The sequence below is a fragment of the Achromobacter sp. genome, assembly GCF_032113835.1.
GTDB lineage: Bacteria > Pseudomonadota > Gammaproteobacteria > Burkholderiales > Burkholderiaceae_B > Achromobacter.
Window position 1 is genome coordinate 37,103 of sequence record NZ_DAMCTG010000026.1, and the last position, 22,251, is coordinate 59,353.

The 22,251-nt window shown below is 64.9% G+C and carries 21 protein-coding genes; 6 read left to right on the forward strand and 15 right to left on the reverse strand.

What is annotated here, in order from left to right; genetic code table 11:
- Nucleotides 1-113: 113 nt before the first annotated feature.
- On the reverse strand, nt 114-2,765 hold the full coding sequence (locus tag RT697_RS11865) for a DNA topoisomerase III (RefSeq protein ID WP_313699060.1): 2,652 nt from the start codon (nt 2,763-2,765) through the stop codon (nt 114-116).
- 62 nt (nt 2,766-2,827) lie between these two features.
- Here RT697_RS11865 and RT697_RS11870 point away from each other — a divergent pair, with 62 nt between their 5' ends.
- Nucleotides 2,828-5,452 carry a GDYXXLXY domain-containing protein gene (locus tag RT697_RS11870; protein WP_313699062.1) on the forward strand — a complete coding sequence of 875 codons (2,625 nt, stop codon included), beginning with the start codon at nt 2,828-2,830 and terminating at the stop codon, nt 5,450-5,452.
- Between the two features lie 93 nt (nt 5,453-5,545).
- Here RT697_RS11870 and gluQRS read toward each other — a convergent pair whose 3' ends face one another.
- The 4 genes from gluQRS to RT697_RS11890 form a co-directional block, all read right to left on the reverse strand.
- Nucleotides 5,546-6,424 (reverse strand): tRNA glutamyl-Q(34) synthetase GluQRS, encoded by an 879-nt coding sequence (gene gluQRS, locus RT697_RS11875; RefSeq protein ID WP_313699063.1) that lies wholly within the window; start codon nt 6,422-6,424, stop codon nt 5,546-5,548.
- Between the two features lie 78 nt (nt 6,425-6,502).
- Complete coding sequence (locus RT697_RS11880) at nt 6,503-6,961, reverse strand: DUF494 family protein (RefSeq protein ID WP_056565848.1); 459 nt, start codon at nt 6,959-6,961, stop codon at nt 6,503-6,505.
- Between the two features lie 238 nt (nt 6,962-7,199).
- Nucleotides 7,200-9,224, reverse strand: coding sequence for a TRAP transporter permease (locus tag RT697_RS11885; RefSeq protein WP_313699065.1), 2,025 nt, complete (start codon nt 9,222-9,224; stop codon nt 7,200-7,202).
- 234 nt (nt 9,225-9,458) lie between these two features.
- The gene (locus tag RT697_RS11890) at nt 9,459-10,418 is read right to left on the reverse strand and encodes a TAXI family TRAP transporter solute-binding subunit (RefSeq protein ID WP_175125813.1); all 960 of its coding nucleotides are present in this window, start codon (nt 10,416-10,418) and stop codon (nt 9,459-9,461) included.
- 266 nt (nt 10,419-10,684) lie between these two features.
- Here RT697_RS11890 and RT697_RS11895 point away from each other — a divergent pair, with 266 nt between their 5' ends.
- Complete coding sequence (locus RT697_RS11895) at nt 10,685-11,824, forward strand: DSD1 family PLP-dependent enzyme (protein WP_313699066.1); 1,140 nt, start codon at nt 10,685-10,687, stop codon at nt 11,822-11,824.
- Nucleotides 11,825-11,986: 162 nt separating this feature from the next.
- On the opposite strand, the gene RT697_RS11900 is transcribed toward RT697_RS11895, so the two are convergent.
- The 10 genes from RT697_RS11900 to RT697_RS11945 all read right to left on the reverse strand — a co-directional run bounded on the left by RT697_RS11900 (nt 11,987) and on the right by RT697_RS11945 (nt 19,209).
- Complete coding sequence (locus RT697_RS11900) at nt 11,987-12,115, reverse strand: entericidin A/B family lipoprotein (RefSeq protein ID WP_175185513.1); 129 nt, start codon at nt 12,113-12,115, stop codon at nt 11,987-11,989.
- A 59-nt stretch (nt 12,116-12,174) separates the two neighbouring features.
- Nucleotides 12,175-12,357 carry a CsbD family protein gene (locus RT697_RS11905; protein WP_313699069.1) on the reverse strand — a complete coding sequence of 61 codons (183 nt, stop codon included), beginning with the start codon at nt 12,355-12,357 and terminating at the stop codon, nt 12,175-12,177.
- A 137-nt stretch (nt 12,358-12,494) separates the two neighbouring features.
- Nucleotides 12,495-13,238 (reverse strand): amino acid ABC transporter ATP-binding protein, encoded by a 744-nt coding sequence (locus RT697_RS11910; protein ID WP_313699070.1) that lies wholly within the window; start codon nt 13,236-13,238, stop codon nt 12,495-12,497.
- Nucleotides 13,219-13,875, reverse strand: coding sequence for an amino acid ABC transporter permease (locus RT697_RS11915; protein ID WP_218342426.1), 657 nt, complete (start codon nt 13,873-13,875; stop codon nt 13,219-13,221). The genes RT697_RS11910 and RT697_RS11915 overlap by 20 nt, the downstream gene beginning before the upstream one ends.
- The gene (locus tag RT697_RS11920; RefSeq protein ID WP_313699072.1) at nt 13,872-14,540 is read right to left on the reverse strand and encodes an amino acid ABC transporter permease; all 669 of its coding nucleotides are present in this window, start codon (nt 14,538-14,540) and stop codon (nt 13,872-13,874) included. The genes RT697_RS11915 and RT697_RS11920 overlap by 4 nt, the downstream gene beginning before the upstream one ends.
- Nucleotides 14,541-14,557: 17 nt before the next feature.
- The gene (locus RT697_RS11925) at nt 14,558-15,340 is read right to left on the reverse strand and encodes a transporter substrate-binding domain-containing protein (RefSeq protein ID WP_313699074.1); all 783 of its coding nucleotides are present in this window, start codon (nt 15,338-15,340) and stop codon (nt 14,558-14,560) included.
- Between the two features lie 260 nt (nt 15,341-15,600).
- Nucleotides 15,601-16,509 carry a LysR family transcriptional regulator gene (locus RT697_RS11930; protein WP_313699075.1) on the reverse strand — a complete coding sequence of 303 codons (909 nt, stop codon included), beginning with the start codon at nt 16,507-16,509 and terminating at the stop codon, nt 15,601-15,603.
- 262 nt (nt 16,510-16,771) lie between these two features.
- The gene (locus RT697_RS11935; RefSeq protein ID WP_279971353.1) at nt 16,772-17,035 is read right to left on the reverse strand and encodes a hypothetical protein; all 264 of its coding nucleotides are present in this window, start codon (nt 17,033-17,035) and stop codon (nt 16,772-16,774) included.
- A 22-nt stretch (nt 17,036-17,057) separates the two neighbouring features.
- Complete coding sequence (locus RT697_RS11940) at nt 17,058-17,831, reverse strand: SDR family oxidoreductase (protein WP_286939858.1); 774 nt, start codon at nt 17,829-17,831, stop codon at nt 17,058-17,060.
- Nucleotides 17,832-18,243: 412 nt separating this feature from the next.
- Nucleotides 18,244-19,209, reverse strand: a complete 966-nt coding sequence (locus tag RT697_RS11945; protein ID WP_313699077.1) for a tripartite tricarboxylate transporter substrate binding protein — start codon at nt 19,207-19,209, stop codon at nt 18,244-18,246.
- A 229-nt stretch (nt 19,210-19,438) separates the two neighbouring features.
- Between RT697_RS11945 and RT697_RS11950 the strand changes: the two genes are divergently transcribed.
- The 4 genes from RT697_RS11950 to RT697_RS11965 all read left to right on the forward strand — a co-directional run bounded on the left by RT697_RS11950 (nt 19,439) and on the right by RT697_RS11965 (nt 22,242).
- Nucleotides 19,439-20,632, forward strand: coding sequence for an acetylornithine transaminase (locus tag RT697_RS11950; RefSeq protein ID WP_313065489.1), 1,194 nt, complete (start codon nt 19,439-19,441; stop codon nt 20,630-20,632).
- 121 nt (nt 20,633-20,753) lie between these two features.
- Nucleotides 20,754-21,080, forward strand: a complete 327-nt coding sequence (locus RT697_RS11955; RefSeq protein WP_313699079.1) for a hypothetical protein — start codon at nt 20,754-20,756, stop codon at nt 21,078-21,080.
- Between the two features lie 51 nt (nt 21,081-21,131).
- Nucleotides 21,132-21,770: a class I SAM-dependent methyltransferase gene (locus tag RT697_RS11960; protein ID WP_313699081.1), complete on the forward strand. Its 639-nt coding sequence runs from the start codon at nt 21,132-21,134 to the stop codon at nt 21,768-21,770.
- 220 nt (nt 21,771-21,990) lie between these two features.
- Complete coding sequence (locus tag RT697_RS11965; RefSeq protein ID WP_313699083.1) at nt 21,991-22,242, forward strand: hypothetical protein; 252 nt, start codon at nt 21,991-21,993, stop codon at nt 22,240-22,242.
- Nucleotides 22,243-22,251: the final 9 nt, after the last annotated feature.

A 22,251-nucleotide genomic window follows, 5' to 3' on the forward strand; every position in this document is an offset into this window, starting at 1 on the left:
CCTCGAAGTGTCTGGGTTGCAGCTGTTTGGCGTCAACAATACCCCAGCGATTGCTGCCCAACAATGGAAAACGCCCGGTTTCCCGGGCGTTCGGTCTTGCGGCTTAGCGCGGATTACGCCGCGGTCTTCTTCGGTGCGGCCTTTTTCACGGCCTTCTTGGCGGCGGTCTTGGTGGCTGTCTTAGTGGCCGTCTTGGTTGCCGTCTTGGTGGCCGCCTTCTTGGCCGGCGCCTTCTTCGCAGCCGTCTTGGCCGCCGTCTTCGTGGCAGTCTTAGTGGCCGTCTTGGCCGGCGCACGCGCACGGCCCGGCTTCTCGGGACGGGGCTCGAACTCGAATCCCACCTTGCCGTCGGGCTGACGCACCAGGAACGCCTTGAACTTGCGGTTCGTGCGGCTGGAGACAAAGCCATCGAGCAGATCGGTGCGGCCGTTGGTCAGCAGCTTTTCCATCTGCTCGCGCGAGATTTCCTGCTGCAGGATGACCTTGCCCGACCGGAAATCGCACGACTTCTCGGGACCAACCGACTTTTCGCAGACGTAGCTCATGCCGTGCTCGAACACGCGCGACTGGCATTTCGGGCAAGGCCCAACCGGCGTGTGGCCGGAGAAGTCCACCGCTTCGTTGTCGTCCTCGTCGTTCTGGCCGAAGTCGAATTCCAGTTTGTACTCATCGCTGATGCGCAGGATGGCGGCAAACGGCCGGCCCATCTTGCTGATGAAGCCTTGCAGCGGACCGATCTCGCGCTTGGCCAGCAGCTCTTCGACTTCGGGCAGTTCGAACGTGCGGCCGCCCGGGTGCTTGCCGATCGAGAAGTCGCAGGCCGTGCAGGCAAAGCGCCGGTAGTTTTCCTTGACCACCGCGCCGCACTTGGGGCACGGCGTGGTCAGCGTGGCGTAGTCGCCCGGCACCGTGTCGCGCTCGTATTCCTTGGCGCGCTTGACGATGACCTGCGTCATCTGCGCGATCTCGCGCATGAAGGCCTCGCGGCCCAGTCCGCCCTGCTCGATCTGCTTGAGCTTGTGCTCCCATTCGCCGGTGAGTTCGGGCGAGGTCAGTTCGGCCACATCCAGGCCCGACAGCAGCGTCATCAGCTGGCGCGCCTTGGCGGTGGGCACCAGATCGCGGCCTTCGCGGCGCAGGTAGCTTTCGTTGAGCAGGCCTTCGATGATGGCCGCGCGCGTGGCCGGCGTGCCCAGGCCGCGCTCGGACATGGCCTCGCGCAGTTCCTCGTCGTCCACCAGCTTGCCGGCGCCTTCCATGGCCGACAGCAGCGTGCCTTCGTTAAAGCGCGCCGGCGGCTTGGTCGACAGGCCGACGGCTTCGATGTCTTCCGTGCGCACGGTCTCGCCGTCCGCCACCGGCACCAAGTTGGCGTCTTCGCCCTGGGCTTCCTTGCCGTACACGGCCAGCCAGCCCGGATTGACCAGCACCTTGCCGTCCGTGCGGAAGCGATGCCCCTGCACTTCGGTAAGGCGCGTCGTGACGCGGTACTCCGCGGCGGGGAAGAACACCGCCAGGAAGCGCTTGAGCACCAGATCGTAGAGCTTGGCTTCGGCTTCGCTCAGATCGTGCGGGATCTGCAGCGTGGGGATGATTGCAAAGTGATCCGACACCTTCTTGTTGTCGAAGATGCGGCGGTTCGGCTTGACCCATTGCTGGCTGACGACGGTGTCGGCATGTCGCGCCAGGCCGCCCACGGCGTTGGAACCGCCCTTGGCCAGCGCGCGCATGGTTTCCTGCACCGTGCTGATGTAGTCCTCGGGCAGGTAGCGCGAATCGGTACGCGGATAGGTCAGCGCCTTGTGGCGTTCGTACAGCGTCTGCGCCAGCGCCAGCGTGGTCTTGGCCGAGAAGCCGAAGCGGCCGTTGGCCTCACGCTGCAGCGACGTCAGGTCGTACAGGGCCGGCGACATCTGGCTGGACGGCTTGGATTCCTCGGTCACGCTGCCCGGCTTCTCGCGGCAGGCGGCGACCACGCTTTGCGCGGCGGCGGCCGACCACAGGCGCGATTCGCGCTTCTCGGGATCTTTGTCGTCTTTCTTGAACTGCGGGTCGATCCAGCGGCCTTCGTACAGGCCGGCGGCCGCGACGAAGGTGGCGCGCACTTCCCAGTAGTCGCGCGGCACGAAGCGGCGGATGCGCTCTTCGCGTTCGGCCACGATGGCCAGCGTGGGCGTCTGCACACGGCCGACCGGCGTCTTGAAGAAGCCGCCGTCCTTGCTGTTGAAGGCGGTCATGGCGCGCGTGCCGTTGATGCCGACCAGCCAGTCGGCTTCGGCACGCGAGCGCGCCGCGGCTTCCAGCGGCTTCATCTGCGTATCGTCGCGCAGGTTGGCGAACGCTTCGCGGATGGCGGCCTGGGTCATCGACTGCAGCCACAGACGCTGAATCGGCTTCTTCACGCCCGCATATTGAACGATGTAGCGGAAGATCAGTTCGCCCTCACGCCCCGCGTCACAGGCGTTGATGATGGCGTCGACGTCCTTGCGCTTGGCCAGGCGGACAAGCAGCTTAAGGCGTTCGGCGGACTTCTTGTCGGTCGGGCCCAATTCGAACGCAGGCGGAATCACGGGCAGGTGCGTGAAGCTCCACTTTCCCTTGACCGGATCGTTGGGCGCGACCAAGCTGAGCAAATGGCCGATGCTGGAAGCGAGAACGTAACGTTCGCTTTCAAAATAGTCGCCCTCGCGCGCAAAGCCTCCCAAGGCGCGTGATATATCAAGGGCCACCGAGGGCTTCTCGGCAATAATCAGCGTTTTATTCATGTGTATCCAGTGGCGGTAGTCCCGCCGTATCAGCGCGGATAATAAGATCGGAGATTCGCCAGATGCAAGTCGGCACTGAAAGCAAAGCGGGATCCGAACTGCACGCTTGGCGTCAATTTTTGTCGCGAAGCACCTTGTGGCTAGGGGTTTTGCTGCTGGGCAGCGCCGCCGTTTGCTGGGTTGCTGCCAATTGGCAGGACATGACAAAAATGCAGCGCTTTGCCGGCGTGCAGGGTCTTCTGGCCGTGTGTGCGCTGGCCGCCGCGTGGTCCGGATTGCGCTTGCGCGCCCGGCCCGGCGTGCGGCGCAGCATACCTGGCGCGCTGCTGGCGCTGGCCGGCATTCTGCTCGGCGCGCTGCTCGCGCTGCTGGGCCAAACATATCAGACGGGCGCCGATACCTGGGAATTGTTCGCCTGGTGGGCAGTGCTGCTGCTGCCGTGGGCGCTTGCCGCAGGCAGCCAGGCGGTGTGGCTGCTGTGGGCGCTGGTGCTCAATCTTGCGGCCGCGCTGTGGCTGGGCGAACGCGTCTTCACCTGGCTGATGATCTTCGGCGGCCCGGGCCTGCCCAGCCTTGTCATGGCCGCCCTGAACCTGCTGTTGCTGTTTGGCTGGGAAATGGCCGGGCGCCGCTGGCGCGCCAGCACCGTCTTCGGACCGCGCATCCTGGCCGCCATCGCGATCAGCGTGCTGGTCCTGGCCCTGATGTTCGGCGATTCCATCGTCGACGGCCTGGGCACCTACAACGGCATTGCGTGGGTCGCCGCGACGTTGGGGCTTGGTCTTTACTATCAGCGCGTCCGGCGCGATCTCGTCATCCTGGCCATGCTGGCCGCCGGCGTCATCTGCGTGTCGCTGCGCGTCGTCGGCGAATGGTTGTGGCGACTGGAGCCCGGCGTGTGGGCGACGCTGCCGCTGGCCGCCTTGCTCATGGCCGAGGCCGTCGTGGCCGCGCGCTGGCTGCGTGGCCTCAGCAACGAAGCGCCAGTCCCCGTGCCCGCCGCTGACGCCGAGCCTGCTGGCGCGTCGGCCGGCAATGCCGTGGACCCCGCCGACTCCAGCGCGCCCGTCGCACAGCTGGCCCCCGCCGCCGTGCCTCGCGCCGAGCCGCCCTGGTACGTGCAGTGCCTGCTGGGCCTGTCCGCCTGGCTGGCCACTCTGCTCCTGCTGCTGTTCGTCGCGTTTTCCAATCTGATCACCACCGAAGGCGGCGCACTGGTCGCCGGGCTGGTGCTGTGCGCCGCGGGCGTGGCGGTGTTGCGCAGCGACGCCGGTCCGTTCTGGCGGCAATGCGGCACGGCGATGGCCTTCACGGGGCAGATCCTCATCATCTTCGGGCTGTCCAGTTCGACCTCGTTCGCCAGCGCCAGCTTCTTCGTGCTGCTGATGGCGGCCGCGGTCTATGCGCTGGGTCCCGATGTGATCCTGCGGTTCCTCAGTGGTCTTCTGATCGCCCTGGCCAGCGCGGCGCTGATCTGGCGCGGCCTGTCGCCCGACCTCATGCAGGAAGACCTGATGGACGCCTGGATCCGCTTCGACGCGACCCGGGCCACCTTCCTGTGGCTGCCCATCGGCGTGATCGGGGCGTGGGCCACGGCCGTCATCCTGACCGTCAGCCATCGCGTGGGCGCGCGGCGCGGCCATGCGCTGCAGCCGCTGGCGTGGGCCTTCTTGCTGTCCGTGCAGGGCATGGTCTGGCTGGCGAGCGGAATCTCCGTCATTGAATTGCCCGCCATCTGGCAGTTGGCGCCGCGAACCGCTGTGCTGATCGTCGCAGGCGCGCTGCTGCCCGTGGCTGCCGCGCTGGCCGTGCTGTGGCCGCGCCGCCGCCTGCTGACGGGCGGCGTCACCTGGGGCGTGCCGATCGGTCTGCTGCTGCTGGCGCTGTTCTGGCTGCCCAGTCCGGGCGTCGGGTTCGCCCTGACGTGGCTGCTGCTGGGGTTCGGCCTGAACCAGTCGCGCGTCATGATTTTTGGCGCGGCCAGCCTGCTGGCGTACCTGGGCGTCTATTACTACCAGTTGGAACTGCCGCTGCTGCAAAAGGCGCTGTGGCTCAGCGGCGCGGCGGTCCTGCTGTTCGTGCTGCGGGCCGCGGTGTGGCTCGTGCCGCGCCTGATGCGCACGCAGCCGCCCGCGCAGCCGCGCCCGATGCCACCGGTGTCCCCGGCCCTGCGCTGGCGCACTGCGGCGATCCTGGGCGGTCTGGCGCTGGTGCTCGCGGCGGCCAACTTTGGCATCTGGGAGCGCGAAAAGCTGTTGGCCTCGGGCAAGGTGGTCATTCTGGAGCTTGCCCCGGTCGACCCGCGCTCGCTCATGCAGGGCGACTACATGGCCCTGAATTTTGCCGCCGGGCGCGAGGTGACACGGCTGCGGCTGGGCGGTGAACGGGACGATCTGGACGGCGTGATGGGATATGAGCCCGACGGCTACGTGATGCTGACGCCGGACGCGCGCGGCGTGGCGCAGCCCGTGCGCATCCAGCCCGATGTCCATCCGCACGCCGAAACCGAAGTGCCGCTGCGCTATCGCGTGCGCGGCAATGGCGTGCGCATCGTGACCAACGCGTGGTTCTTCCCGGAAGGCGAAGCGGCGCGGTATGAAGTCGCGCGCTTCGGCGAGCTGCGCGTGGCCGACGACGGGGAAGCGCTGCTGGTGCGGATGCTGGGGGCGGATCTGCAGCCGTTGTGAACGGGTGCAGCGTTAAGCGTGCCGGGCGTTTCCGGGCGGGCATCGGTTTGACCCGGATTCGCGCGGATTCAATCTCTCGCGCAAAGCCGCCGCTCAGCCGGGAAACCGCTCGGCCCAGCGCGCGGTGGCGTCCTGCAGAAAGGTCGCGACATCCGCAGCGGGCAGCGGCGTAAATCCCAATGCCGCCCACGCGGTTTGCAGGGCCGGCATCGGTGCGCTGGTGTCGATCGCCGGTGCGCCATTCTGCTTCGACAGTTTCAAACCGCTGGCCGGGTCCAGAATCAACGGCACGTGCAGGTAGCGCAGTGGCGGCAATCCCAACAGGCGCCCCAGCACACGCTGACGCGCCGTGGAGCTGAGCAGATCGGCGCCTCGCACCACGTCAGTCACTCCCTGGGCGGCATCGTCCACCACCACGGCTAATTGATACGCCCACAGCCCGTCGGCCCGCCGCAGCGCAAAATCCCCGACTGCCTGCGCCACGTCTTGCTCCTGCGCGCCGAGCCAGCGATCCTCGAAGCGCTCCACGCCGTCGGGCACGCGCAACCGCCACGCGCGGGCCTCGCGTCCCGCCGGCAGTCCATTACGGCAGGTGCCGGGATACGGTCTTTCGCCATCGGCGCCCGGCGCGGTCTGGCCGCGCAGCGCCGAATCGGCGATTTCGCGGCGCGTGCAGCCGCAGCCATAGATCAGGCCTTGCGCTGCAAGCGCATCAAACGCGGCCTGGTAGGCCTCGTTGCGTTGGGACTGCCAGACGATCTCGCCGTCCCAGACCAGTCCCAGCGCCTGCAACTGTCCCATGATGACGTCCGCGGCGCCCGGCACCGTGCGCGGCGTGTCCACGTCCTCGATGCGCAGCAGCCAGCGCCCGCGCTGCGCGCGCGCGTCCAGCCAGCTTGCCAGCGCGGTCGCCAGCGAGCCCGCATGCAGCGGTCCGCTGGGACTTGGGGCGAAGCGGCCAACGTAATTCAAGGGAACGTGAACAAGACTTCAGCCCGCACGATCAGGCGCGGGCTGAGGGGTGGAAAAGCGTGGCGCGGGAACGCGTGCTCAATGCAGCAGGCGCCCGCCTTCTTCGTCGAGCAGCTCTTCGAGGACCAGATTGTCGATCTCGGCTTCCTGGCTCCAGAGAACCATGAGGGCAATGATCTTGATCTTGGAGAGCGGCACGGGCGTTTCCGGCGAGGCCAGGCCTCGGTCGATAACGATCTCGCGCAGGGGCGCGGGCAGCACGCCGGCCGATTCCAGAAAGGCGATGAAGCCGATGGACTCGGTGCCGAGCTGTTGGTATTCGTTATCGGTGTAGATCCGGGTTCCGGACGTGGGAGCCTGGGCCAGGTCGACGCACCGTTCGGTGGTCTCGGCAAGGCCATACAGCCAACCGAGCGCGTCGTCGATGTCCTCGTGCTCGAAACCGGCAGCGGCGAGCCGCTTGGCGAGCACATCGGCAGCAGGACAGGCCTGAGGCGTGTAGTAATTCTCGAACAGATAGACCAGGATATCGAACATATGGCGCAGTTTGTGCCTGTTTGCACAGTCGGCCCGCATATCGGCAGACCAGCAAACATGAATTTTACTTTACGCCGATTTATTTTGCCGGGCAACCGGGGAAAAGGCGGATGTTGTACTACGTCACCTTGCACGCAAGGACGCCTATTTTGCACCCAAATGCGGGCAAAATGGCTGATTCAGCAAAAAGGGGCGGTCCCGCACGGATCCGCCCCTTTTTTGCTTTCAGCGTCCTGCGTTACACGGCTTTAGGCGCGTTCTCCAGTTTCAGGCCCGCCAGCTGGCGGATGAAGACGGGGATGCAAATCACCAATCCGATGATGCCGCTGGTCAATCCCGGAATGATGGTCAACAGCGCGCCAATGGTGCACAGCCACCGCTCCCAGCTCTTCATGCCGACCAGCATGAAACGCGACAGGGCCGCCGACAGCAACACCAGGCCGACCATGCAGCCGAGCAGGGTCACGAAGAACTCGTACCAGGTGAACCCCTGCACCGAAATCAGCAGCGACGGCGAGAACACGAAGACAAACGGCACGATCAGCTTGGTGATGCCCAGCCGGAACGCCGTGTTCCCGGTCTTGAAGGGATCGCTGCCCGCCATGCCCGCCGCCGCGTATGCGGCCAGCGCCACCGGGGGCGTGATGTCCGCCAGGATGCCGAAATAGAACACGAAGAAGTGCGCCGCAATGGGCTGCACCCCCAGCTGCACCAGCGTCGGCGCCGCCACCGCCACCATGATGAGGTAGTTGGCGGTCGTGGGCACGCCGCAGCCCATCAGGATGCAGACGATGCCGGTCATCACCAGGGCTGCGACCAGCGTCAGCGACTGCATGTCCGTCATGGCCTCGGGCAGGAAGAACGCTGCGCCCGCCGCCAGCGCCTGCGACGCGGCGATCACGATGTACGAGATCTTGAATCCCACGCCCGTCAACGTCACCACGCCGATCACGATGCCCACCGTGCCGGCGGCCGCGCCGACCGCCAGCGCGTACTTCGCGCCGGTTTCAAAGGCTTCGTACAGGTCGCGCAACCGCAGCCGCGTGTACGGATTGAGGATGCCCACCACGATGCAGCCCGTGATGCCCGCGAAGGCCGCCAGGTACGGCGTGCGGCCGCTGGCCAGCATGCCGATCAGCATCGCCAGCGGAATCAGCGTGGGCCAGCGCATCTTGAACGACTGCTTGAGCTTGGGCATTTCCTCGGCGGTCAGCCCGCGCAGGCCTTCACGCTTGGCCTCGAAGTGCACCTGCATGAACATGCCGAAGAAGTACAGGAACGCCGGGAAGATGCCCGCGATCGCAATCTGCTGGTACGGAATACCCAGGAACTCGATCATCAGGAACGCGGCCGCGCCCATGATGGGCGGCGTGATCTGCCCGCCCGTGCTGCTGGCGGCTTCCACGCCCGCCGCGAAATGGCGTGGGTAGCCCACGCGGATCATCGCCGGAATGGTCAGCGACCCCACCGTCACGGCGTTGGCCACCGATGACCCCGAAATCATGCCGAACATCGCCGAGCCGAACACCGATACCTTGGCCGGTCCGCCCGCGTAACGCCCCGCCACGGTCGAGGCCACATCCAGGAACAACTGGCCCAGCCCGATGCGGGTGGCCAGCACGCCGAACAGCACGAAGTGGAATACGTAGGTCGCCACCACCCCCACCGCCACGCCGTACACGCCCTGGCTGGTCAGATACATATGGTTGACGACCTGCGACCACGTATTGCCCGCGTGCTTGAGCAACCCGGGAAAGTACGGCCCGAACATCGCGTACGCCATGAACACGATCGCAATGATCGGCAGCGGCCAGCCCATCGCGCGCCGCGTGGCTTCCAAAAGGCCGATCAGCAGGATCGAGCCCATCAGCACGTCCTGCGGCAGCGGATTGCCCACGCGGAACGCCAGGTCCTCGAAGATGTACGGGATGTACAGCACCGACAGGGCCAGCGCGATCGCAATGATCCAGTCGTACAGCGGAATGCCGCCCGGCGCATACCAGGTCGACTTGGGTTCGCGCTGGTAATGCGACTTGGAAAAGCCGAAGACCAGGAAGATCAGGCTCAGCACGAAGGCCAGGTGCACGCCACGGTGCGTCGCCTCGCGCAGCAGGCCAAAGCCGGCGGTGTAGTAATGAAAGATCGAGAGGCTGACCAGCAGGCCCGAGACGATCCACGTGGCAGTCTTGTCCAGCGGCCGGAAGCGGATTTCCGAATCGTACTTTTCCGCCAGCTTCTGGGTTTTCTCGTGATCGATTTCCATCGCGGTGATTCTCAAGATGATTCAACAAGCAGGGCCGCACAACGGCGGCCCTGCTCAGATGCGGCGCGAAAGCAATCGCCGCCGACATAAAGAACTACGACAGTTCGCCCACCCCTTCAGAGGCAAGCAATCCGCATAAAGAACCCGATCCGTCCGAGCGGGGCCGCGCGGATCCGGCTCTGCCGGTCCGCCACCGGCGCCCCTGGGGGAAGCGCCGCAGGCGCACGGGGGGGCTTATTTCAGCAAACCGATTTCTTTGTAGAACTTCTCGGCGCCGGGGTGGAACGGGATGCCCGCGCCTTTCGTCGCGTTTTCGCGGGTGATCAGCTTGCCCTTGGCGTGGCCGGCGTCCAGCGTCTTGCGCGTGGCGTCGCTGTACAGCGCCTTGGTCACCTCATACACCGTCTGCTCGGGGATCTTGGCCGACGTCACCATCTGCGCGTTCACCGAGATGGTCTTGACCTCGGGGATGTTCTGGTACGTGTTGGCGGTAATGACGTCCGGCGTGAAGAATTCCTGCTTGGCGCGCAGCGCGTCGATTTCCGGACCCACCAGCGACACGAGCTCGATGTTGCCCGTGGAGGCCAGTTCGGCGATGGCGCCGGCCGGCGCGCCGCCCACGAAGAAGAACGCGTCCAGGCCGCCGTCCTTGAGCTTGTCGCCCGCCTGGTTGGGTTTCAGGTATTCGGCCTTCACGTCCTTGTCGGTCATGCCGTACGCGCCCAGGATCAGGCGCACGTCGACCAGCGTGCCGGAGCCCGGCTCGTCCATCGACACGCGCTTGCCCTTCAGGTCGGCCACGCCCTTGATGCCGGAACCCTTGCGCGTCACCAGATGGATGCTCTCGGGATACAGCGTGGAGATCAGGCGCAGGTCCTGCGCCTTGGGCTTGCCTTCGAACGTGCCGGTGCCGCTGTAGGCCCAGAACGCCACGTCCGACTGCGTGAAGCCGGCTTCGAACGAGCCGCCCATGATGCCGTTGATGTTGGCGACCGACCCGTTCGAGGCAACCGCCGTGGCGATCAGCTTGCCGGGTTGCGACACGGCGTTGCCGATGATGCCGCCGATCGGGTAATACGTGCCCGCGGTGCCGCCCGTGCCGATGCGGAAAAACTGCTGGGCTTGTGCCGAACTGGTGGCGCCGACAGCGGCGACCGCGACGGTCAGGGCGGTGATCCAGTGCTTGAGTTTCATGCGAGCTTCTCCGGTACTTGTTGACAGGTCTGTCGGGTGACGTGGTTCGTCTTTGTCATCGCCGGCGCGGCAGCGTTGCCGCGCCGGAAATGGGCCTCCCCTTGGGGGCCGTTTTCATGATGAAATTCTGTCATGTCGCCCACTGGTAGCCAATGGTTACGGGGCTATCGTTTACCTGGGGGTGCATCGCCCGTTTGGTTATGGGTGGTCCCGCTTTGGTTATGCGCGTGTTACCTCTCAAGCAGTCAGACTACGGAGTCAACAGGATGTCCCAGGAAGTCATACGCGGCATTGCGCTGCCCCCGCCCGCGCAACCGGGCGATCCCTTGGCCCGCGTCGATACGCCCAGCCTCGTGCTGGACCTGACGCCCTTCGAGGCCAACCTGCGCGCGATGCAGGCCTGGGCCGACCGCCACGACGTCGCGCTGCGGCCGCACGCCAAGGCGCACAAGTGTCCGCAGATCGCCCTGCGACAGCTTGAGCTGGGCGCGCGCGGCATCTGCTGCCAGAAGGTCAGCGAAGCCCTGCCCTTTGTGGCCGCCGGCATCCAGGACATCCACATCAGCAACGAAGTCGTCGGTCCCGCCAAGCTGGCATTGCTGGGGCAGCTTGCGCGCGTGGCGAAGGTCAGCGTGTGCGTGGATAACGCGCACAACCTGGCGCAGGTATCGCAAGCCATGGTGCAGGCGGGCGCGCAGATCGATGTGCTGGTCGAAGTGGACGTCGGCCAGGGCCGTTGCGGCGTGTCGGACGACGCCCTTGTGCTGGCGCTGGCGCAGCAGGCGCGCGACCTGCCCGGGGTGAACTTCGCCGGCTTGCAGGCCTATCACGGGTCGGTGCAGCATTACCGCACGCGCGAAGAACGCGCCGAAGTGTGCCGGCAGGCAGCGCGCATCGCGGCGTCCTATGCGCAGTTGCTGCGCGAAAGCGGTATCGCCTGCGACACGATTACCGGGGGCGGCACCGGCAGCGCCGAATTCGATGCGGCCAGCGGCGTCTTCACCGAATTGCAGGCCGGTTCCTATGCCTTCATGGATGGGGATTACGGCGCGAACGAATGGGACGGCCCGCTAGCGTTTGAAAACAGCCTCTTCGTGCTGGCCACCGTCATGAGCAAGCCGGCGCCCGACCGCGTGATCCTGGATGCGGGGCTCAAGTCCACCACCGCGGAATGCGGCCCGCCCGCCATCTTTGGCGAACCGGGTCTCACGTACACCGCGATCAACGACGAGCACGGCGTCGTGCGTGTGGAACCGGGGGCGCAGTCGCCCGACCTGGGCGCGGTGCTGCGACTGGTGCCGTCGCACGTCGATCCAACATTCAACCTGCATGACGGGCTGGTGGTCGTGCGCGATGGCGTCGTGGAAGATATCTGGGAAATCGCCGCGCGGGGCTTTTCGCGCTAACGCCCACCGGCGTTGCGGGCAGCATTCGGCAGCCACGGTCCGTCTCAGGTCTGCGTTTTACCGTCCGAATGCCGTGCCGCGCGGCAGATATTACCGCCCGGACAGACGAAAAAAGGCCGGCGCGCCGTCAACGCGCCGACCTTTGGATGCAGGCACCTGCGCCTACTTGGCCTGGTTCTGGATCTTCTCCCCGCCCCGTTCGATGTCCTTGCCGGCACCTTCCATCGTGTTGCAACCGGCCGTTACGGCAGAGATCGCGAGCAACAGTGCAAGCCAAATACGGTGGGTCATTTTCTTCTCCTTCGGGCGTTTCATTGGACGTTGCGGGTCATGCCAACTGGCAGCCGCGATTACTTGTCCAGCAAGTCCCGTGCCTGATCCTTGGCCTCGCCTACATTGCGCTGCACCTTGCCCTCGGTTTTCTCGATTTTTCCTTCTGCCTCGGTCTTGGTGCTGCCGGTCACCTTGCCGGCCGTTTCCTTCACGGCGCCCTTCACTTCCTTGACGGTGCCCTTGATGCGGTCCTTGTCCATGTCATCGCTCCTTATCGCTCAGGTTGCGTGAAACCGCGCCGGAGAAAAACTACAAGATTCGGCTGCGGACAACCCCAATATAGGAACCGCGCCCATCCCGCGATAGAGGCGCATGCACCGGGTCAGGTGGTGCATTTTTACCGGTCGGCCGCCAGATCCGTCATCCCCAGAAACTGCCGCAACTCGGGCGTGGCCGGCGCGGTAAAGAGTTCGTCCGGCCGCCCGATCTCATGGACCCGGCCCTGGTGCATGAACACCACCCGGTCGCAGACCTCGCGCGCAAACCGCATCTCATGCGTCACCATCAACAGCGTCATGCCGTCGGCCGCCAATTCGCGCACCACCGCCAGCACCTCATTGACCAGCTCCGGATCCAGCGCCGACGTGATCTCGTCGCACAACAGCGCTAACGGCTGCATCGCCAGCGCACGCGCAATCGCCACGCGCTGCTGCTGCCCGCCCGACAATTCGTCAGGCCACGCGTCGAACTTGTGCGCCAGCCCTACCCGGGTCAGCATGGCGCGCGCCATGTCCGCGGCGTCGCGCTCGGGCACACGCTTGGCCACCATGGGCGACAGCATCACGTTGCGCCCCACCGTCAGGTGCGGAAACAGGTTGAACTGCTGAAAGATCATCCCGACCTTCAGCCGCAGCGCACGCAGCCGCAGCTCGTCATCGCCCAACTGCGCGTCCGCCACCATGATCGCGCCGCCGTCGATCTGCTCAAGCCCGTTGATGCATCGCAGCAGCGTGCTCTTGCCCGAGCCGCTCTTGCCGATGATGGCAATCACCTCGCCAGGATCGACGCGCAACGTCACGCCTTTCAGCACTTCGTTGTCGCCGAACCGCTTGCGGACGTCTTCAAGGGCGATGAGGGGCATGCAACTTCCTTTCCAGCCGAAGGCTGAGGCGCGACAGGGGCCAGCAAAGCGCGAAATAGATCAGCGCCGCGCAGGCATAGACGGTGAAGGGGCTGAAGGTGGCGTTGGTGATCACCGTGGCCGCCTTCGACAGTTCCGTGAAGCCGATGATGGACGTCAGCGCCGTGCTCTTGACGATCTGCACCGCAAAGCCGACGGTAGGCGCCACCGCAATGCGCAGCGCCTGCGGCAGCACCACGTAGCGCATCTGCTGCACGTAGCCCAGCGCCAGGCTGGCCGACGCTTCCCACTGTCCCTTCGGTATGGCCTCCACGCAGCCACGCCAGATCTCGGCCAGAAACGCGCCCGACCACAACGTCAGCGCCGCGCCCGCGGCCAGCCACGGCGGCACCTCCACGCCGATCAGCGACAGCCCGAAGAACGCCAGGAATAGCTGCATCAACAGCGGCGTGCCCTGAAAAAGTTCGATGTATGCCCAACTGATGCGCCGCATCGCGGCCACGCGCGAAGTGCGCATCATCAGCGCCAGCACGCCCATCAACGCCCCGCCCGCAAAGGCTGCAAGAGACAGAATGATCGTCCAGCGCGCCGCCAGCAGCAGGTTGCGCACGATGTCCCAGGTGGAAAATTCGATCATCGTGCCGCCTTGCGGAACAGCCGCCGCCCGGTCATACGCAGGATCTGCCGCAGCAGCACCGCCAGCGCCAGATAGATGCCGGTCGTCACGAGATACACCTCGAACGCCCGGAAATTGCGCGACTGAATGAAGTTCGCCGCAAACGTCAGGTCCTCCGCCGCGATCTGCGAGCACACCGCCGACCCAAGCATCACGATCACGATCTGCGACGACAGCGCCGGCCAGATCCGCATCAGCGCGGGCATCAGCACAACGTGCCGGAACACCTGCAGCCGCGACAGCGCAAGGCTCGCGCCCGCCTCGTACTGCCCACGCGGCGTGGCGTCAATGCCGGCGCGGATGATCTCGGTGCTGTAGGCGCCCAGGTTCAATGCCATCGCCAGGCACGCCGCCTGCATTTCTCCAAGCTGGATGCCCAGCGACGGCAGGCCGAAGAACACAAAAAACAGCTGGATCAGAAACGGCGTGTTCCGGATCAGCTCGACATACGCGCTGACCGGCGCGCGCAGCCACGTCGGGCCCTGCGTGCGCACCCAGGCGCACGCAATGCCGATCGCCACGCCCGCCACCGCGCCGAACGCAATCAGTTCGATCGTCACGCCGATGCCTTTGAGCAGCACCGGTGTGTACTCGAACACCGAGGCGAAGTCGTACTGGTAAGCCATGACGGCCGCCGCTTAGGCTACAGATCCTTAGGCAGTGCGGCGCCCAGCCATTTCTGCGAAATCGCCGACAGCGAGCCATCCTGCTTGGCGGCCGCCAGGATGTCGTTCACGCGGGCGCGCAGCTTCGGTTCGTCCTTGTTCAGGCCGATATAGCAAGGCGAGTTCTTGATCAGGAATTTTGTTTCGGGCTTCTTGGGCGGATTGCGCGCCAGGATCGCCGCGGCCACCACGTTGCCCGTCGCGATCATCGGCACCTGGCCCGACAGAAAGGCGGTGATCGTGCCGTTGTTGTCCTCGTAACGTTTGACCGTGGCGGACTCGGGCGCAATCTTGGTCAGCTCGATGTCTTCCACCGCGCCGCGCGTGACGCCAATGGTCTTGCCGGCCAAGTCGGCGGCGGAAGAAACCTTCAGTTCAGCGGGGCCGAACACGCCGTTGAAGAACGGCGCGTAGGCGTCGGAGAAGTCGATGGCCTTCTCGCGCTCGGCATTCTTGCCCATGCTGGAGATCACCAGATCCACCTTCTTGGTCTGCAGGTAGGGCACGCGGTTCGCGCTGGTGACCGGCACCAGTTCCAGCTTCACGCCCAGCTGCTTGGCGATGAGCTGCGCGGTGTCGATGTCATAGCCCAGCGGCTTCATGTCCGAGCCCACCGACCCAAACGGCGGAAAGTCCTGCGGCACCGCGATCTTGATCACGCCCGCCTTGACGATATCGTCCAGCGCGTCGGCATGCGAGACAGGGGCGGCCAGCAGGGTGGCGGCGGCGCAAAGGGACAGCAACAGGGATCTGCGTTTCATGAGGAACTCTCCAGGGCCCGCACTGCCCGGCCGGGTCAATGCGTTGCACACCAATTCGGTATACAAACGCATTCAATGCAAGTTCCATGCCATGTCTCATGTACTGGGCGCGACGCGGGGGTGGTGCATTCCTCGCCCCGTCATGGTGCGGCCGATGCGCCGCGAGCGCGCATGCCGGCACTGCTTTGGACGGTGCGCGCTGCGGGGCAGGTGTTGAATCAGAATTCCGGATGCGGCCGTCGAGATGCGGGCGTCGAGGGTCAGCCGTCGATATAGGGCGCCATCACGCCCGCGAACCACTCATGAAAAACAGCCAGCCGCCGCGACCGCTGGCGGCGGTGGGGATACAGCAGCGACACCGGCATGGACGCCGCGCGTGCGGTGGGCATGACTTCGACCAACTCTCCCGCATCCAGCAGATGCTGCACGTCGAACCGGGGAATCTGGATCAGACCCAGCCCGGCAAGGCAGCAGGCGATATAACTCTCGGCGTTGTTCACCACCACCCGGCTGCGCACCGAGTCGTGGCGGACGCTGCCATCGGCTGACGGCGACTCCCAGGGCAGCTCCCGTCCCGTCGTGGGCGACGCATACCCCACAGCCCAATGCCCGCTCGTCAGATCTTCCGGCCGCGCGGGTTCGCCGTGTTCGCTCAAGTAGGCCGGACTGGCGCAATTGATGAGCGAAACGCTGCCCAGCGGCCGCACCACCAGGCTGCTGTCGTGCAGCGCGCCGATGCGTACCGCGCAATCCACCCCTTCCTGCACCAGATCGATGGCGCGGTCGGTTGAACTGAGAACAACCTGCAGGCGCGGGTGTCGGCGAAGCAAGCCGGGCAATTGGGGCGCGATCAACCGCCGCGCCACGCGGCTCGGCACGTCGATGCTGAGCTTGCCGGACACTTGGCGATCGCTCGCCTCGAACAATTGGTCGATGTCTTCGACCTCGGCCAGCAGCGGCAACACGCGCTCCAGCAGCTGCTCGCCGTCCGCCGTCAGCCGCACCTGCCGGGTCGTGCGATGCAGCAGCCGCACGCCAAGCTGGGTTTCCAGTTGTTGGATGGCGGCGGACACGGACGCCCGGGGCGCGTCCAGCGCGTGCGCCGCCTTGATGAAACTGCCCATCTCGGCAACCTGCGCAAACACGCGGTATTGGTCGAATCGGTCCATGGCGGAATGTGGCGATGCGGTGGGACGGTGCAACGGGAAAGCGCGCACATCCCGTTGACGGGGCGCGCGCGCAGGGCATGAAAAGCATAGCCGCAATTTGGGGGGCTGATCGGGATCCGATTCGACGGGCTGATGGAGACCCAAGCCGAAAGCTTGATCGGGATCTGATTCGACGGTCTGGTGGAAACCGAACGCGAGAGCTTGATTGGCGGCCCCTGCTTGACCGCCCGATGGTGGCCTGCCCGACAACTCCCAGGCCGCGTCAGCCGCTACGCCAAATCGCCACGGCAGCCAGCGCCGCCGGCACCAGAAACACGATCGCCAGAATCGGCAATTCCTCGCGCACGCTGTAGCCCGCGTGGGTCACGCCCACCCACATGTTCACCAGCGACACCACCAGCCACACGGGGATGAACGCCTTGGCCGCCACCGCCAGCGCCGCTGCATCGCCGCCCCACAGCTTGCCGAAGAGCAGAAACACGCCCAACAGCACCGCGCCGCCTCCGATCACCATTGCCATATGCATGCCGCTCTCCCTGGTCTGCCGCCTACTTGGTCGTATAGCCGCCATTGATAAGGATGGTCTGCCCCGTGATCCACCAGCCGTCGCTCACCAGATGGCGGATGAACGGCACCACGTCCTCGATATCCGTCAGCCCCGTCTTGCTGAACGGCGACAGCGCCGCCGCGGTCTTGTGATACGCCACGGCATCGTCCCCCTCGGCCGGATAGAAAAACGGCGTATCCATCGGCCCCGGCCCCACCGCCGTCACCGAAATCCCCCGCGCCCCAAACTCCTTGGCCGCCGCACGCGTGTAATGCTCCACCGGCGCCTTCGTGCCCGCGTAGGCCGCATAGAACGGCGTGAAGGCGCCCAGCAGCGACGTCACCAGCGTGCACACCTTGCCGTTGTCGTTCACGTGCCGGCCCGCCTCGCGCAGAAAGAAAAACGCCGTCTTGGAATTTACCGCCGTCATCTCGTCGTATTCGTCCTCGCTGATCTCGGTGAAGGGCTTCTTGAGCACCTTGCCCACCGTATTGATCGCGATATCCGGCCGGCCCACCGCCGCCACCGCGTCGGCAAACAGCTTCTCCACCGCCGCTGCCGTCGTCAGGTCGCCCTGCAACGCCACCGCCTTGGCGCCCGCCGCCTGCACCGCCGCCACGGTCGCCTCGGCTTCGGCCTTCGATGCCGCACTGTTGTAATGGATCGCCACCGCGCGGGCGCCCTGCTCGGCCAGATCGCGCGCAATCAGCCCGCCCAGATTCTTCGCCCCGCCCGCAATGATCGCGACCTTGCCCTTGATTGAATGGTCCGCCATGGAAAATCTCCTTCAGGTGTCGATGGAGCTACGAGCTTAGGCAAGCGCCCGCGCCCGATAAACCACCTGAAGCTGGATGGATCATCCAGAAAAACCCCCCAATCGCGGCGCGCGGTGCGAAGGTCGAGAAGGTGTCAGACACCCAACAAGCAGCGCGGCAATTTCAAACGGATCTCACAAGGGTGTCAGACACCTGGGCAAGATCCCAGCCCCTCCACAAGAACCACGGCGGGAGGTGTCTGACACCCAGCAAACAACACGGCAGGTTCAAGCTGACCCCGCACGGGTGTCTGACACCTGGCAAGATGCCGCCGGCCTCCCAAAGAACGCCGAAATCAGACCCCAAGCCACCAACAAAAAAGCCGTCCCTAATCCAGGGACGGCTTGCAGCGACGTCAATCGAGTAACGCGCTCAATCCACCTGCGCGCCCGACTGCTTCACCGCCTTGCCCCACTTCTCGACCTCGGCCGTCATAAACGTCCCAGTCGCCTCAGGCGTCAACGGCATCGGTTCCGCGCCACGATCCCGGAAGAACTTCTGCATTTCCGGCGTATTCAACACCTGCCCGATCTGCTTGCTAAGCGAATCGGTAATCTCCGCAGGCGTCCCCTTAGGCGCCAACACCGCCGCCCAGCCAATCGCCTCAAACCCCGGATACCCCGATTCCGCCGCCGTCGGCACATTCGGCAACTGCGGCAGCCGCTTGGCCGTCGTCACCGCCAGCGCTACCGCCTTCTTGCTCTGCACGTGCGGCAAACCCGCCGTCACCGAGTCCACCATCAGCGGCACCTGATGCCCCAGAAAATCCGCCTGCGCCGGACCGCTGCCCTTGTACGGAATGTGGCGAATATCAATATCCGCCGCCGCCTTGAACATCTCGGCCGACAAATGCTGCGTGCCGCCAATCCCCGCGCTGGCATACGCCAGCTCGCCCGGATTCGCACGCGCCTGCGTCACCAACTGCTGCAGCGACGTAATCCCCGAGGCCGGCGTCGCCAGGAACATCAGCGGCACCGAGAATACCCCCGACACCGGCGCAAAGTCCTTCGTCAGGCTGTAGTTAATGGTCTTGTACAGCGTCTGATTCACCGCCGCCGCGCTACCCGCGATCACCAGCGTGTAACCATCCGGCGCCGCGCGCGTCGCCTGCTCCATCCCGATATTGCTGCCCGCACCCGCGCGGTTCTCCACCACGATCGGCTGCTTGACCGCCGCGCCCAGCTTCTCGGCCAGCGCGCGCGCAAAGATGTCGGTTGCCTGCCCCGGCGGGAACGGCACGATCAGGCGGATGGGACGGTCGGGATATTCCGCGTGGGCGGGCGTCATGGCGGCGGCCAAGGCCAGGCCGGCGGCAAGACTGGAAAGAATACGTTTCATGATTGGTCAGTAAAAAGCGACGGCGGACTGCGCGCGAGGGGCGCATCGCCTGCATAAAATAGAGCGCCCGCGCTGGCAGCCCTTATGAGGCCGGCCCGGGGCAGATCGGAGGGGTAGCGTCACGATAGCATCCCCCCGTCGGTGCTACATTTGCCTTTTCGCGCTTCCCCCCGGGGGAATCCCCCGAAATTTCCCTCATCCCCTGTCCTTACATCCCGCAGGAACCGCCATGGAATTCAGCCAGTTCAACGTCGACACCCTCATGGAGATCACCTCCCGCCCGGACCTCGTGTTCGTCAGCGGCAAGGGATCCTGGCTGGAGGATCACGCGGGCAAGCGATACCTGGACTTCGTGCAGGGCTGGGCGGTGAACACCCTGGGCCACTCCGCGCCCGAAATGCAGCGCGCGCTGGTCGAACAGTCGCAAAAGCTGATGAACCCGTCGCCGGCGTTCTACAACATCCCCTCGATCGAGCTGGCCCAGCGCCTGACCGGCGCATCGGATTTTGACCGCGTCTTCTTCGCCAACAGCGGCGGCGAAGCCAACGAAGGCGCCATCAAGCTCGCGCGCAAGTGGGGCCAGGTCAAGAAGAACGGCGCCTACAAGATCATCACCATGAACCACGGCTTCCACGGCCGCACGCTGGCAACGATGTCCGCGTCGGGCAAGCCGGGCTGGGACAAGATGTTCGCCCCGCAGGTCGAAGGCTTCCCCAAGGCCGAACTGAACGACCTGGAATCCGTGCGCAAGCTGATCGACGACAAGACCGTCGCCATCATGCTGGAACCCGTCCAAGGCGAAGGCGGCGTGCTGCCCGCCACCAAGGAATTCATGCAAGGCCTGCGCAAGCTGGCCGATGAAAACCAACTGCTGCTGATCGTCGACGAAGTCCAGACCGGCATGGGCCGCACCGGCAAGATGTTCGCCTACCAGCACTTTGGTGTCGTCCCCGACATCATGACGCTGGCCAAGGGCATCGGCGGCGGCGTGCCGCTGGCCGCCCTGCTGGCCCGCCAGGAAGTCAGCGTGTTCCAGCACGGCGACCAAGGCGGCACCTACAACGGCAATCCCCTGACCACCGCCGTCGGCGTCGCCGTCTTCGACGCGCTGGTCGCGCCGGGCTTCATGGACGCGGTCAATGCGCGTGCCAAGCAACTGTCCGAAGGCCTGCTGGCCATCTCGGCCAAGTACGGCATGAAGGGCGAACGCGGCATGGGTCTGCTGCGCGCGCTGGTGATGGATCGTGATGATGGTCCGGCGATTGTCGAGGCTGCGCGTAATCAGGCGCCGGAAGGTCTGCTGCTGAATGCGCCGCGTCCGAATTTGCTGCGCTTCATGCCCGCGCTGAATGTGACGGCTGAGGAAGTGGATTCGATGCTGAAGCAACTGGACGCGCTGATCGCTCAGGTGCGCAAGGCTTGATGAGGTTTTAGAAAGTAGTGAATGCAGGGGCCGCGATTATGCGGCCCTTGTTTTTTGGTTGATTGGATCGCGGTTGGGATTGGGTATGCGGCCGCGGGTTGAGACACGTTAAGGGAATCGAATGGACGCGAAGGAATTTGTTGGCAACTGGAATGCGCTGCGGGGTGAGCTGTTGGAGACGTTCATGGCGGCGGATGGCGGCAGTGCGGTCGCGGCCAAGGTGCGGGGGCTGGGGTTGTCGGCAGAGCAGCTTGAGGGGGTGCGTGGCATTTTGGATCTGGCGCTGCGGGACACGATGTATTCGCTGCTGCTGGGGTTGGATGGCGCGGCGAGTATTGGCGATAGCCAGGAGCAATTCACCATCGCGGGTGAGGATGGGGTGGTGATTGAGGATGTTGAAGCGGAGGCTTGGGAGTGCTTCCATGGGGACGCGGGCGTTTGCGGTTGATTCGCTCGCTACGGGGCTGGGTTTTGTGGTGGCCGTTACGGGAGTTTGAAGATGTCCAAGTCGCCTGCTGATGACGTGGTGTCGATCTATCGGGAGCATGCCGATGCGTTTGTGCGGCAGCGAGGCACGGGGCTGATCGAGCGCGCGTGGCTGGATGCGTTTCTGGCGCTGCTGCCGGGGGCGAGTCCGCGGGTGTTGGATATTGGGTGCGGGTTTGGGGTGCCGATTGCTCAGTATCTGATTGAGCGAGGCTGCCGGATCACGGGTGTGGATACGTCGGTGCCGTTATTGAATCGGGCGAAGGCGGCGTTTCCTGAGCATCGGTGGGTTGCGGCGGATATGCGGCAGATGGCGGTCGCGGGGCCGTTTGATGGGTTGATCGCTTGGCATAGCTTTTTTCATTTATCGCCAGAGGATCAGCGGGGGATGTTTGGGGAGTTCGGGCGGTTGGCTGCGCCGGGGGCGGTGTTGATGTTTACGAGTGGGACTGGGTTGGGTGAGGCGATTGGGGAGTTTGAAGGGCGGCCGCTGTATCACGGGAGTTTGGAGGGGGCGGAGTATCGGGAGTTGTTGGCGGGGGGTGGGTTTGAGGTGGTGCGGCATGTGGTGGAGGATGCCGGGTGTGGGGGGGCGACGGTGTGGGTGGCGAAGCGGATTGAGGATAAGGAAATGGTTCGCCCTGAGCGCTAAGCGAGGTCCGAGTTACGTCGGTCCGTGCATCGGAAGCGAACGAATTGAGCTGGAGAGCCAGCCGTTCCGTCGTCTGATATTGGCGGCTAAGGAGTTCACCGACGGAGAGTGGCTGGCCATAATTAGGAGTAGGGCTGCCGGGCACGACGAACCATTTCCCGGATAGTAAGGAAAGAAGGCGCTCAGACGGCTATCGGTTCATGAAAAGGAAGAGCGGAAGATGAAGAAGCGGAACTTGTATGCCGAGATCGCGGAGGGCTTTGATGCGCTCTCTCATTTGCGAAACAGTAAAACTACCTCGTTTAATGTTCCCGCCCCGGGCGCCGGCCTAGCGAAGACACAATCTAGCGCCTGGGGTTCCGAGGATACAGAGGGCGATTCTGATGCGTTTGCAGACGAAGATATCGTTGGTCGTTCTGTTCTGGAAGGGCCTATCCGTGATTTTGTGGGCGAGGCATATCATGAGGACTAAAGATCATGG